This window comes from Solidesulfovibrio alcoholivorans DSM 5433 (genome assembly GCF_000702665.1).
In the GTDB taxonomy this organism is placed as follows: domain Bacteria; phylum Desulfobacterota; class Desulfovibrionia; order Desulfovibrionales; family Desulfovibrionaceae; genus Solidesulfovibrio; species Solidesulfovibrio alcoholivorans.
In genome coordinates this window covers 164,176-177,016 of the sequence record NZ_JNJA01000006.1, presented here as the reverse complement: position 1 = coordinate 177,016, position 12,841 = coordinate 164,176, and the positions used below count along the sequence as shown (strand labels likewise).

At 64.1% G+C, this 12,841-nt stretch carries 10 protein-coding genes; 2 read left to right on the top strand and 8 right to left on the bottom strand.

The features are described 5' to 3' along the window. Positions 1 to 158 precede the first annotated feature (158 nt). On the bottom strand, positions 159 to 461 hold the full coding sequence (locus tag Q368_RS0112945) for an SH3 domain-containing protein (protein WP_029459489.1): 303 nt from the start codon (positions 459 to 461) through the stop codon (positions 159 to 161). Positions 462 to 638: 177 nt separating this feature from the next. Beyond that, complete coding sequence (locus Q368_RS0112940; RefSeq protein WP_029459488.1) at positions 639 to 995, bottom strand: hypothetical protein; 357 nt, start codon at positions 993 to 995, stop codon at positions 639 to 641. 240 nt (positions 996 to 1,235) lie between these two features. Here Q368_RS0112940 and Q368_RS0112935 point away from each other — a divergent pair, with 240 nt between their 5' ends. Further along, positions 1,236 to 1,880, top strand: a complete 645-nt coding sequence (locus tag Q368_RS0112935) for a peroxiredoxin (RefSeq protein ID WP_029459487.1) — start codon at positions 1,236 to 1,238, stop codon at positions 1,878 to 1,880. 377 nt (positions 1,881 to 2,257) lie between these two features. Beyond that, complete coding sequence (locus Q368_RS0112930; protein ID WP_029459486.1) at positions 2,258 to 3,058, top strand: L,D-transpeptidase family protein; 801 nt, start codon at positions 2,258 to 2,260, stop codon at positions 3,056 to 3,058. 169 nt (positions 3,059 to 3,227) lie between these two features. Here the strand turns inward: Q368_RS0112930 and Q368_RS0112925 are convergent, their stop codons facing one another. The 6 genes from Q368_RS0112925 to Q368_RS0112895 form a co-directional block, all read right to left on the bottom strand. After that, a complete protein-coding gene (locus Q368_RS0112925; RefSeq protein ID WP_052360157.1) occupies positions 3,228 to 5,318 on the bottom strand; it encodes a sigma-54-dependent Fis family transcriptional regulator in 2,091 nt (696 codons plus the stop codon). 630 nt (positions 5,319 to 5,948) lie between these two features. After that, positions 5,949 to 6,182, bottom strand: a complete 234-nt coding sequence (locus Q368_RS0112915) for a hypothetical protein (RefSeq protein WP_029459484.1) — start codon at positions 6,180 to 6,182, stop codon at positions 5,949 to 5,951. Between the two features lie 120 nt (positions 6,183 to 6,302). Next, the gene (locus Q368_RS0112910; protein WP_029459483.1) at positions 6,303 to 7,166 is read right to left on the bottom strand and encodes a transporter; all 864 of its coding nucleotides are present in this window, start codon (positions 7,164 to 7,166) and stop codon (positions 6,303 to 6,305) included. Positions 7,167 to 7,266: 100 nt separating this feature from the next. Next, a complete protein-coding gene (locus Q368_RS0112905; RefSeq protein ID WP_029459482.1) occupies positions 7,267 to 7,971 on the bottom strand; it encodes an Mpv17/PMP22 family protein in 705 nt (234 codons plus the stop codon). Positions 7,972 to 8,111: 140 nt separating this feature from the next. Continuing rightward, positions 8,112 to 9,281: an iron-containing alcohol dehydrogenase gene (locus Q368_RS0112900; RefSeq protein WP_052360156.1), complete on the bottom strand. Its 1,170-nt coding sequence runs from the start codon at positions 9,279 to 9,281 to the stop codon at positions 8,112 to 8,114. Positions 9,282 to 9,457: 176 nt separating this feature from the next. Continuing rightward, positions 9,458 to 12,202 carry a molybdopterin-dependent aldehyde oxidoreductase gene (locus tag Q368_RS0112895; RefSeq protein WP_156955708.1) on the bottom strand — a complete coding sequence of 915 codons (2,745 nt, stop codon included), beginning with the start codon at positions 12,200 to 12,202 and terminating at the stop codon, positions 9,458 to 9,460. Between the last annotated feature and the right edge of the window lie 639 nt (positions 12,203 to 12,841).

Genomic DNA, 12,841 nt, shown 5'->3' with positions numbered 1-12,841 from the left:
TGCGGGTATCGATGCAATGTCCGCAAGCCGGACGCAGGCAATGGCCGGAACGCGACGGACCGCCCCTGCGACGGGGGAAAAGGGGAAGCCTGGGGAAAGGGACTGTCGGAGGGCATCCGGCGGCAGGAACGCTGGGGCGCGCCTTTGCGCGCGGCGAATCAGCGCCCGACGAAACGGGACAGCACGTAGCCCTCCTGCCCCGTGGCCACCGCGCGCACCTGATACCAGCCATGGATATCGGGCGTCAGCACCACAACCTTGTCGCCTGCGTGCAGGTCCGCCGTCACCGGACAGGAAAGGCTTGGACATTCGAGCAGGTTGAGCAACGCCGCCCGTACCGTGTAGGTCGCTCCACCGTTCGCGGAACCGGCGTCCTGCTGCCGGCCGGCGCATCCGGCGGCCAGGGCCATGATCGCAGCCAGGGCCAACGCGCAGGCCGTGGCAGGCAATTTGCGCGGCATGCTCTCCTCCTTGACGCACCCGCCGTACCGGCGGGCGGGAACTGCCCTTTTTATGAAAATAGGAATCATTCCTATTGCCATACCGGGCAAAACGATTCATATTGTTCGTGCGCCCGGGGAAGGCCGCATGGCGGCGCATCCCCACCCCGGCGTGGCGCAAGCGCCGCGACGTCCGCTTCAGTTGCCGTCGAAAGTGCGCATCTGTTTCTCCCTGGCCCGCCGGACATCCTGGGAGGGGCATTTGCATACGGCCAAGGCCGCGTCGTAGGGACTGCCCGCGGACACGCCGCCAGGGCCGACGTAGACGAGTTTCGCCGGGTCCGGCTGCGTCAGGGAATACTGGCCCGGATTCGCGGAACAGGAGCCGCAGTTGATGGTCCAGGCGTTGTAGGCGGTCATGACCACGCTGGCGATGCAGCAGTCGCCGAAGGGATTGACCTGCTGCTGGGACAACGCCGGGCGCGGCAAGGCGCATACGGCGAGCGCGATGGCCGTAAAAAGGGTCGCAAGGCGCAAACAGACCGGTTTGACCATGTTTCCTCCCTGTGGGGATGCCCCGGATATGGCGAAGCTACCGGGTCCGGGCGGGCTTGTCCATATGGCGGCCGGCGCGCGAACCGGGCGTTTTCGGGCAATCCTTATCCGGCCGCGGGGGGGATGCCGCACGGGACAAGGCGGGCGCGACGCCTTGCAATTTGCCCCGGGGCGGTCCATACACTGCTCTCATGAGCCCACCGGGTTTTCCCGGCAACCTTAAAAACCGAGGTTCAACCCATGCACGATCACGAATACGAGGATGAATGCTGCGTCGAAGTGACGGAAGCCGCCGTCGGCCAGGAAACCGTGGATTTCACCATGAAGGTCTATGATCCCACGGAGGGATTTTTCGGCGAGATGTCCACCGAGGAGATCAAGAAAGCCGGCAAATGGATCATCCTGGTCTTCTATCCGGCCGATTTCACCTTCGTCTGCCCCACGGAGTTGGCCGATCTGGCCACCAAGCACGAGGAGCTGGCCAAAATGGGCTTCGAGGTCTTCTCCGTGTCCACGGACACCGAGTTCGCCCATCTGGCCTGGCGCAATAGCGAGAAGCTGCTGGAGAACGTGCGCTTCAAGATGGCGGCCGATACCACCGGCCAGATTTCCCGGTATTTCGGCGTCTACGACGAGGAGACGGGGCTGGCCCTGCGCGGCACCTTCATCATCAATCCCGACGGCGTGCTGGTCTCCAAGGAGGTCAACTTCTACAACGTCGGGCGCAACGCCGACGAACTGGTACGCAAGTGCCAGGCCAACGTCTACCTGCGCGCGAACCCCAACGAGGCCTGTCCGGCCAAGTGGACGCCGGGCGGCAAGACGCTCACGCCCTCGGAGAAGCTGGTGGGCAACGTCTACGAATCCTACAACGAAATGCCCTAGGCGTCGCCCGCGCCACGGCAATGCAAACGCCCCGCTCCCGGTTCGCCAGGGCGGGGCGTTTGCGTTGCGATCGCCCGAAGGCTTCTTCCCGGGTGGGCCGCTTTCGTGTGCGGGCCCCTTCTTGGCGATTGCGCCGCTTGCAGAGGATCAATGCCACGGGATCATGCCGGCCGCGGGCATCTGCAACGGGCGATAGCCCCAAACGGACTTTCGCAACGGGCTGTTCGCGGACTTCTGCCTGCCTGGGGTCCCCATCTGGATCATTTCTGAACAATCCCGGGAGAATACCAAAACAGGCCCTTCCCGCCTTGAAAATATCAGGCTATATCCGGGCGGTCGTCGGATAACGCAACATGATGCCGGGGAGAGCACAAGACATGAAACACCATACGGGGTTGTCGCTCCTGATCGTCCTTGTCATGGGCCTGGGACTGGGGTGCCAGTCCGCCAAAATTTCGAAGGCGCACACCGATCCAGCCCTGGAGCAGACTTCGCCTCTGGCTGGGTCCGGCCAGCTTGTGCTGGTGGTGGCCGAAAACTGGAACGCGAACCATGCCCGGCTGCGTCGTTTCGAGCGTTCCGGGCCCAATGGGACTTGGCATCCGGTTGGCGACGACGTGCCCGTGAGCCTGGGGCGAAACGGTTTGGCCTGGGGCAGGGGCCTGCATGGCGAACGGCTCTCGGCGGCTCCGGTCAAGGCTGAAGGGGACGGCAGGGCACCCGCCGGCGTCTTCAGCTTGCCGCGCGCCTTTATCGGCGCGTCCGAGTCCTTCCGCCCGTCGCCCAAGTTCCCCGCGTACCAGGTCACCACGCAAACCGTTTGCGTGGATACCGTCGCGTCAAAATACTACAATCAAATGTTCGAGGAAAACACGGTAACCAAGGACTGGGACAGTGAGGAGCGGATGTTGCGGCCGGACGGCCTGTATCGTTTCGGACTGTTCGTGGATCACAATGCCCCGAATGCCCAGCCAGGGGCCGGTTCGTGCATTTTCATGCACTTGTGGCGGGGTCCCGGTTCGCCCACGGCGGGGTGCACGGCCATGGCCGGACCCAGCCTGGGCGTCCTTTTGCGCTGGCTCGACGCCACCCAAAAACCAGTGCTGGTGCAATTGCCGCGCGAGGAATTGGTACGTCTGGCTCCTGTCTGGGGCGCGCCCGAACTTGCAGCCAATTAGGATGGAAATGGACGCGTAAAACGTCACCCATGTCCCAGAGACTGCCGGGTTTTCACCCGCTTGTTTCGCGAGCGGACGCACAAAACGTGTCCCGGATAGATACCGCTGTTGTTGCCTGTCCTGCGCTGCCTGGTTTTCAGGGGTCTTTGGCGGGTTCGCGTTGCCGCCGCTATGGCTGCCGGCGTATGGCGTCGAGGTCCAAGCCGCACCGCCTGATGCGCGTATAAAGCGTCACACGCGAGACGCCCAGTTCCTTGGCCGCCGCCCGCACGTTCCCCTTGGCCGCGCGCAAAGCTTCGATCAGCCGCCCCGGCGAAGCCGCGCCTGCGGCATGAACGCCGGCCTCCGGTTTGCCCGTCCTCGGGGAGCGGGGCACCGGAACGAAAGGCGCTTTCGGGACTGTGACGGAACACGCGCATTCCGGCGGCAGATCCTCCACGCCGATGGCGGGCCCATTGGCCACCACCGCCGTACGCTCCAGCAAATTCTCGAGTTCGCGCACGTTGCCGGGCCAGGCATAGGCCTGAAGGCATTCCATGGCCGCGGGAGTGAATCCGGTCAGACGCTTGCACAACGTTTTGGAGATCTTGGCCAGGAAAAAGTGGGCCAGATCGGCGATATCATCACGGCGGCGACGCAACGGCGGCACATCGATGAGCAAAACATTCAGGCGGTAATAGAGGTCGTGGCGAAACGAGCCGTTTTCCACGGCCGCGACCAGGTCCCGGTGCGTGGCCGCCACCACCCGCACGTCCACCCGGTAAGGTTGCTTGCCGCCGACCCGGGTCAGCTCCCCTTCCTGCAGGACCCGCAGCAGGCTTATCTGGGCGGAAAGCGGCATGTCGCCGATTTCGTCCAGGAAGATGGTGCCGCCGTCGGCCAATTCGAATTTGCCCGGCGCGCCCTGGCGGTTTGCGCCGGTGAAGGCCCCGGCTTCGTAGCCGAACAGTTCGCTTTGCACGAGATCCCGGGGTATGGCGCCGCAATTGACCACGATGAAGGGCTGGTCGCGCCGGGCGCTTCCGTTGTGAATGGCCTGGGCGAACAGCTCCTTTCCCACGCCGCTTTCCCCCAGGATCAAGGTGGTCATGGCGTTGCCGCTGGCGACCCGCGCCAGGCGCAAGGCCTGGCCCATGGCCGCGGAGTCGCCTCTGATGTCCGAAAAATCGTAGACGGCCTTGCCCCCGGTGATGCGCCCGGCCAGTTTGTGCATGCGCCGGCTTTCGCGCAGCGTGACGCAAAGTCCTCCCTCCGGCGTCGGAGAGGCGGAAAACAGGCAGTGCAGCGGCGTGCCGTCGGCCAGCCGCATGGAACACTCCCTGTCACTGACCTTTTTCCCGAAATCGAGGAAACGGCCCTCCCCCGTGACCGTGGCGATGGCGGAAAAATCCCGGCCGAGCACATCGCGGTGCACGTGGAAGAGCCGCTTGGCATAGCGGTTGATGAGCCGCAACGCGCCGCCGGCGTCGAAGACCAGCACCGCCTCGCCGAGCAGCTCCATCACGGTCTGGACCTCCTGGAGCAGGCGGCGCAGATGCATCTGTTCCGTGATGGCCTTGGCTGCGGCGATGACCAGGCCGAAGGTATGCTTATGGAACTTGTCGCGCTCGAGGGTCAGGGACAGGCTGCCGACCATATTCCCGTCCTCGTCGCGAATGGGGGCCGCAGCGCAGGACCAGCCGTCGAAATGGGAATTGTAATGCTCGCAGCCCAGCACGCAGACAGCGGTTTTCTCCTCGAGGCACAGGCCCATGGCGGTGGTGCCGTCCACGGTTTCCCGGCTGATGAGCCCGCGCAGGGGGCAGGTCGTACCGCGGCCGAACCCTTCCCCCTCGCCGATGGTGTGCAGGTAGACGCCGTCGGTATCCGTCAGGATGATACAGCTTTCCGAAGGGAGGATGTTCTCCAGCAGTTCGTCCATGATGGGGGTCGCGGTTTCGACGAGGACGCTGTTCTTCTTGATAATGGCTTGAAATTCATGACCGTTCAGCAAAGCCATCGGCACGCCGACCGAGGGGACGCCGGCGGCGCGGGATCGCTGCCACGAGCGCATGATGCTGGGACGGATCGTGTGGGAAAGCGTGATTTCACCGCGATGGAACCGGTCGCGGATCTTGCCTATCTTGTCCCAAAACAGTGAATTGAGCCCGTTTTGGATGGAAAAAGGACCATAATAATTGGTTATGGTCGGCTCTTTATACTCGGACAGTATCATGTCGTCCATATACTGGGGCAAACCCGAGGAAGCGCATACCTGCATCGTTACTCCTCCTGGCGCATCTCCCACCCGAAAAGAACCGTCGCACCATCATCGCGAGGTCCCTGGCCCTGCCCGGAGCCGCTTGCCGTTTCATCATGTATAAAGTGCAAATCCATCATACGCTCCAGGGAGCACGCGCGCAAGGCATTCCGTGACTGCCGACGACTCCCCGCGTCCCCCACATGCCAAATTTATCATTATATTTCATAATATTATCTACAGGCACACAGAAAGTGCGCCCTCCCTCCTCCATGCCGGTGCTGCGACGCCCCGGGCAAGAGGGAACGATCTGGCATGAGGCGAGGGAAACAACCGGACGCCCCCGCGTCGACCAGGCGCGGGGGCGTCCGTCATGGCCTGCCCGGCACGAGACACCAGGCGCGTCAGGCCGCCGGCAGCGGGAGCGCCTGCCGGGTTCGCACGCGTTACAGGGAAGCCCTCCGCGTGCTTGGCAGTCGGCGTGCCCGATTCCCAAAAGTCCGGGAACGGAAGGAAACGAAAGCCGTGGAGGGGGGCATGCGTCCTGGCCCACCCCCGCAAGGCAGGCGAAAAGCGCGACGGCGCGTTGCGTTACGCAGCCCCCAAACGCGGCCTCGGACAGACGCGGCAACGCATCTCGCGAAGACCGCGCTAGCGGGAAAGCGCAGCGAGATCATCCCTGGCGCTGGGCATGTTCCTGTTGTTCGCATAAAGAGCATACAGCTGGTCGATGCCGGCCGTGATATTCTCCTCGGAACCGTCTTCCTTCACCGACCGCGTCAGTCTGCCAAGCAATATCTTGGCGGCGAGGAATTTGAGCTGACAGGTCTTTTTTCCGGTCACGATCTCGTTCCAGATGCTGGCGTTCCTGTCTGGCAGATGCATATGCCCTCCATGCCGTGCGACGACGAAACATACGTTCCCCCGGGTGGCGCGCCCGCCCTTGCGCAAGGCGACGCCGCCCTCCCGCGGCGGCAGCCGGCAGGCCGGCTCCCGCTCCCGCGCTCAGAAAACGTAGGCCAGTCGGACGGTGAAACTGTTGGTCTTGATGCCGTTTTGCACCGCCACCGGCAGCTTGTAGTCGGCCATGAGCTGGAGGTGCTGGTTGAGCATGTAGAAAAAACTCAGCCCGACCGTATGCGTAGAGGTGCGATCGTTGAGCCGCGCGCCGTCCAGGGTCGTCTCCCCGCCGTAGGAGAAGTAGTAGTCGCCGGCCACGAAGAGTTCCTTGGTCAGGTCGTAGCTGGCGTGGAACTCCACGCCGTAGAGCGGATCCTTCGACGAGGTCACGGGCTTGTTGTCCGCGTCCGGGGCGTCGATGTTGTTGGTATAGAACTCCGCGTTGGCGATGAGCTCGAGCCAGGCCTTGTCGGCGAGACGCTTTCCCACGGCCAGCTCCTGCTTGAAGGACCAGCGGTTGGAGCCCAGGTTGACCGGGCTCTCGCGGCGGTAGGGACCGGAAGGAATGGTGACATAGGGACTGTAGGCGAAGAAGTACCCTTTTTCCATGTTGTTGACGAACCAGATGGTGGAAAGCAACGTGATGTCGCCGACTCCGCCGGAACGCTCTCCGTTGAGCTCCACCTCGCCGAAGGGGATGACCGCCTGTGGATCGATGGTGAACGGCCCGAGCTCCATGTAGTGGATGGGACGCAACAGGCTGACGTTTGTGGTCAGGTTGGCGTTGTCGCTGACTTTTTTGTCCCTGGCGTAAAGTTCGTTGCCGAATCCGTGCGAGTAATAGAGGTTGATGATGTTGGTGCCGGGCGGCAGGGGCACATAGTCCCGGGCATTGGTCGTGCCTGCCAGGGCGTGTCCGGGATGCACAAGGCACAGGCAAAGGGCTCCGAGCAGCAAGATCTTGTTCATAACCGTCCCCACGTGTGAAGCTATGGTGTTGTGCGCATCGCCGCAGGCCATGCGCTGGCCGCGACCGCTGTTCCAGGCGGTCGTCCGGTCTGCGTCGCCGTCAGGCCGGAACCGGGCTGTCGCCTTTGCGGTTGGCGAAAGCCAGGATGATGCCGAGGGCCACGCCCAGGGCGGCGGCGAAAAGCACCCGCAGTTCCATCGGCAAGAGAAACGTGATGGTGTGGCACGGCACCCAGAAAAAAAGCAGGGTCTTTTTGAAGACGAAGCCGTAAAGCAGATCCCAGTCGATCTTGCCCAGGGTCCGGCTCACGTCCACGGGCGAGAAAAAGCCGGCCAACGTGCCGCCGGTTTCCTCGATATGGATGGCCGCCACGGTGTGGGCCATCATGAAAAGCGGCGCGAAAAGGAAATTGATGGCCACGCTGATGCAAAACGCCATGCCGACCTTGTGCAACAGGTTTCCCCCGGCCAGGGAATCGGCCGGAAGGGGCAGTCCCAGGGCCGCCACCAGGTGGGGCACGCCCATGGCGTAGATGATGAAGGCGGCATTGATGAGCAGCCCGATCAGCCCCCACAGGAGAAACCGCGGCAGAACGCCGAATCCGGGCTGGCTGTAGCGTTTCGCGGTAATGCGCAGGGCGATGCTCTCCCCAAACGTACAAAGAATGCCGAATTTGATGAAACTCATCAGGAAGTCATGCTCGTGCGTCAGTGCGTTGAATCCTCCGAACACCCCTGGCACATAGGCGAAAATGGCAAGCACCAGGGCCACGACGACTGTGACCATCATGTCCGCTGTCTTCATGTGACGGCCTCCCCGCAGCCTCATTGCGAAACGGCGCAAGGGATCTCCCCTGTCCGCCCACTGTTTCGAAGCGCCGCCCCCCCCTGTAGAGAAGGCAGGAGGCGGCTTTCCTCGGGTTCGTTCGCTCCCTGTGCCGGGAGCTACCAGCACAGGTTGTACAGGGCCTCGATATCCGCCAGGGTTGGCACTCTGGGGTTGGTGGGCGTCGAGACCTCGTTGAGCGCGTCCTTGGACATGGGACCGATGTCCTTGGGATCGATCTTGACGCCGATGCGGGCGGCGGCCTCGGTGATGGTGGCGGGAATGCGCACATCGGCGCTCAAGCGCCGCAGGGCCTCCACGGCCGTATCCTCGGGATAGGGCCCGAGGTCGGCCAGGCCGGCGGCCCTGGCGATCTCGGCCATTTTTTCCCGGCAGGCGATCTTGTTGAAGTCGAGCACGCGGGGCAGGACGAGGGCGTTGGCGTCGCCGTGGGAGATGCCGTAAAAGGCGCTCAGGGGGTGGGCCAGGGAGTGGACCAGCCCCAGACCCGCATTGCTGAAGGCGATGCCGGCCATGGTCTGGGCGTAGGCCATCTTTTCCCGGGCCTCGATGTCGTTGCCGTTGGCCACGGCCCGGCGCAGGTACTTGAAGATGAGCTTTATGGCGCCGATGGCCAGGGCGTCGGTGTATTCCATGGCCGCCACGGAGATGTAGGCCTCGATGGCGTGGGTCATGGCGTCCATGCCCGTGGCCGCCGTGATGAAGGGCGGCAGGCCGGTCATAAGCAGGGGATCGATGACCGCCGCATCGGGCAGAAGCCGTCCGTCGAGCAGGACCATCTTCCAATGGTGGTCGCCCTTGGTGTTGGTGATGACCGCGGCGCAGGTGGATTCCGAGCCCGTGCCGGCCGTGGTGGGGATGGCGATGAAGTACGGCAGGCGGGCCTTGAGCAGGCCCATGCCGCGGTAGGCGTCGATGGTCCCCCCGCTCGTGGCCAGCACGCCGCAGCCCTTGGCCGTGTCCATGGAGCTGCCGCCGCCCATGCCGATCAGGCAATCACAGCCTTCCTTGGCGTAGAGGGCAAAGGCCTCGCCGACGTTGTCGTCGGTGGGATTGGGCACGGTGCCGTCATAGAGCGCGTAGGAGAGGCCGGCGGCGGACAGGACGTCTTCCAGCCGCTTGGCCAAGCCGACTTTGACGATGCCCTTGTCCGTGACGATGAGCGGCTTTTTCAACCCCGCCGCCTTCAGGGACTCGGGGGTTTTCCCCAGGGCGCCCGCGCCGGTGTACAAGATGTCGGCCAGTTGAAAAGCGGTGACAGTGGACATGAAAGCCTCCTTTTGGCTTGGTTGTCGTGGGCGGCGCGGCTGTGCGCGCCTCCGCGAGTGTTCCTGGTGTGACAGTCCGCGCCCGGATCATCCCCTCCCCCGAGCCGCCGGGAGCCTTGTCTGCCAGCTCCCGGCGTTTGCAGGGCGCGGTCCGGAGGAGGGGTGGACCGCACGCCTTATTGCGCAGCCGCCATGGCGGCCAACACCGTCTCCGGCCTGGCCGGCAGGCGCGTCACGCGAGCGCCGCAGGCGTGACGGATGGCATTGATGATGGCCACATGGGGGCTGGCCATGGGGCCTTCGCCGGCTCCGGCCGCGCCAAAGGGTCCCCACTGCCGCGGGTTGTCCTGGAAGTAGACGATTTCCATGTCGTCCGGGACGGACCCGATGTAGGGGAAGCCGGCTCCGGCCATGGTGGAGTGCTTCTTGATGTCCTCGTAGTCCTCGGACAGGGCCAGCCCCACGCCAAGCTCCATGCAGCCGTAGATCTGGCCGTCGACGGCCAGCTTGTTATTGATCTTTCCGATGTCGGCCATGCAGCGCATGCGGTCCACGGTCACCTTGCCTGTGGCGACGTCCACCGACACCTCGGACATGTGGATGACGTACATGTAGACCAGGAAAGGGCTGCCCAGGCCGGTCCGGGCGTCGCACGGCACGCCGGGAATGGTGTAGACGCCGTCGTAGCGCGTGGGCTTGCCGGCGGCGGTCATTTCGGCGTGGGTCATGAACGTGCCGTCGGCCTTTTTGGCCGCGGCCAGGAGCGCTTCGCAGGCCACGCGGATGGCGCCGCCCACCACCACCTGGGAGCGCGAGGCCCCGGCCGGCCCGGCCGGCGGCTGCTTGGCCGAATCAGGCCAGCTGAAGCGGAGTTTTTCCGGCGGGACGCCCATGGGCAGCAAGGCCTCGTGGGCCGTGCCCACGGCCCCGATGTCCGCGCCCTGGCCGTGGTCTTCCCAGGATGCGCCGACCGTGACGCCGTCATCGGAATCGAGCCGCACGAAAACTTCGGCCCGTTCCACGCCGTCGCCGCCGGAGCCGTAGACGCCGACCGCGATGCCCACGCCCTTTTTGACGGCCGGGGTGGATTCCTTTTGCGTCCTTTGCCGCGCTTCCTGGTAGAGGGGCCGCAAGGCCTCGAACATCTCCGGCAGGGGGTAAACGTCGGGTTCCTGGCCGGTCGGGGTGGTGGAGCCGGGCCGGTAGCAGTTGGCCAGCCTGAACTCCAGCGGGTCCTGGCCGAGCTTCAGGGCCAGTTCGTCCACCAGGGATTCGCCGGCGAAAAAGGCCTGCGGGCCGCCGAAGCCGCGAAAGGCCGCGCCCCAGGCATGGTTGGTGGCCACGGTGCGCCCCAGGCCCCGGATATTGGGGATGTCGTAGCCCGCGCCGAGGAATTCGATGCCGCGGAAGGTCAGCACGTCGCCCATCTCGCAATACGGGCCGTGGTCCACGGAATAGTCGTGTTCCAGGGCCACGATGCGGCCGGTTTTCTTGTCCGCAGCCATCCTGCCCTTGATGTAAAACGGCGAGCGCTTGCCGGTGTAGGTCATCTGCTGGAAATAGTCGTAGCGCAGGTACGCCGGACGTCCCGTGGCCAGGACGGCGACGCCGAGCAACGCCTCCATGGTGGGGCTCAGCTTGTAGCCGAAGGTGCCGCCCATGGGGTTTGAGGCCAGGGCGATCTTGTCCGGCGTCAGTCCCAGCCCCTCGGCGATCATGAAGGCGTGCAGGTGCACGGCGATGGACTTGCTGTGGATGTGCAGCAGCCCGTCCTCGCCCAGGTAGGCGAAGCCGACGTCCGGCTCGATGGGCATGTGGGGCTGGCGGCTGGTCCGGAACTCCCCTTCGACCACGGCCACGTCGTCACGGGCGAAAAACGGCGCGGTCTCCTCGCCCTTGACCAGGGGCTGGGTGAAATAGACGTTGGGGGTCCCGGGGTGGATCTCGATGGCGTCCGGGGCCATGGCCTCGGCCACGGTCAGGTAGGCCGGCAAGTCCTCCAGGTCGAGGCGCACCTTGGCCGCGGCCGCCCGGGCCTGCTCGTCGGTGTCGGCGCAGACGATGGCCACGGCGTCGCCGAACTGGAAGATCTTGGCGTCGCACAGGATGGGCCGCTCCCAGCCGTCGCCCTTGTGATTCGGATGGTTGACCAGGCCGAAAATGCGGTTCTTGCCCTTGACATCCTTGGCCGTGAGGACCCGGTACACGCCGGGCATCCTTTCCGCCTCGGCGGTATCGATGCCCCGGATCATGGCATGGTGGGCCGTGGCCTGGACCAGGGCCAGGTGCAGGGTGTTGTCCGGCATCTTGATGCCGAGGTCCGCGCCGTAATCCAGGGTTCCCGTGACCTTGGCCTCGGCCGTGGGACGCGGGTAGGACGAGCCCCAGATGCGCCGATCGGCGGGCATGACGAAATCGAGGCTCGTCTCCGGGGCTTCGCCGCGCATGACGCCCGCCGCTTCCATGACCGCATCCACAATCGGCTTGTACCCGGTGCAGCGGCAGGCATTACGGTGCTTCTGGAACCAGTCGCGCACCTCCCCGCGGCTGGGGCTCGGGTTCTCGTCCAGCAGCCCCTTGGCCGACATGATGAAGCCAGGGGTGCAAAACCCGCACTGCGCGGCACCGTGCTTGACCCAGGACCGTTGCAGGGGATGGAGGTATCCGGGCTGTCCGAGGCCTTCGATGGTGGTGACAAGGGCTTTGTCGGGAATGCGGCTCATCTTGGTGATGCAGGAGCGCGTCACCTTCCCGTCGATGATGACGGAGCACGCGCCGCACTGCCCTTGCCCGCAACCGACTTTTGTTCCCGTCAAATGCAACTGCTCCCGCAAGACACCGGAGAGGAATGCATCGCTGTCGGCTATTATGTTTTTCTCAACACCATTGACGATAAGTATCTTTTGCTCGATTTGACCCATGCCGTTTGCTCCATTGTTTTTCGTAGTCAAAGCAAACGGCATGCCACAATGGCTTCAATGTTACCACATTGATATCTCTTGAAAATTTCTCACCAGTACAGGCGACGAAACATGTAAAGCATGTGCAGTCACCTTGCATGTAAAGAGATATGTAAAGCGCCACAGCGCCGAAACCGATGCCGGCCTGCCGGGCCACCGGGCGGCGACTCCTTGCGCCCCCCGAAAACGTTCCTCCGGCCCGGCCGGACTGCCCGGGTGCCCCTGCCATTATGTTCCCGACAGCGGACATCCCTTGCCGCCATGTTCCACCAGGGCCCATCCTGCCTGAAAAAAAACACCGCAGAGAATTCGTAACATATTGGGAAGCAATACTTCGGCACTTGGCACCGGCCTTGCCACTGCCTGGAAACTTTCGCACGCGCAGGCATCCGTGCATCCTGTAGCGCCGCGCCGCGCCCTCATATCCCGGCCCATTTCCCCCGCGTGCCCGAGCCCTGCCCGGCATCCCACTTGTAACTGCCCACCCCCGGCCGGCGACCACCCGCATGACGACGTTATGACATGGATTCTCCTGCCTCCCGGAAGCCCCGGCTCCCCCGCCGGGGCTTTGTTTTGGTTGCCGTTTCCCACCTTGGCGCC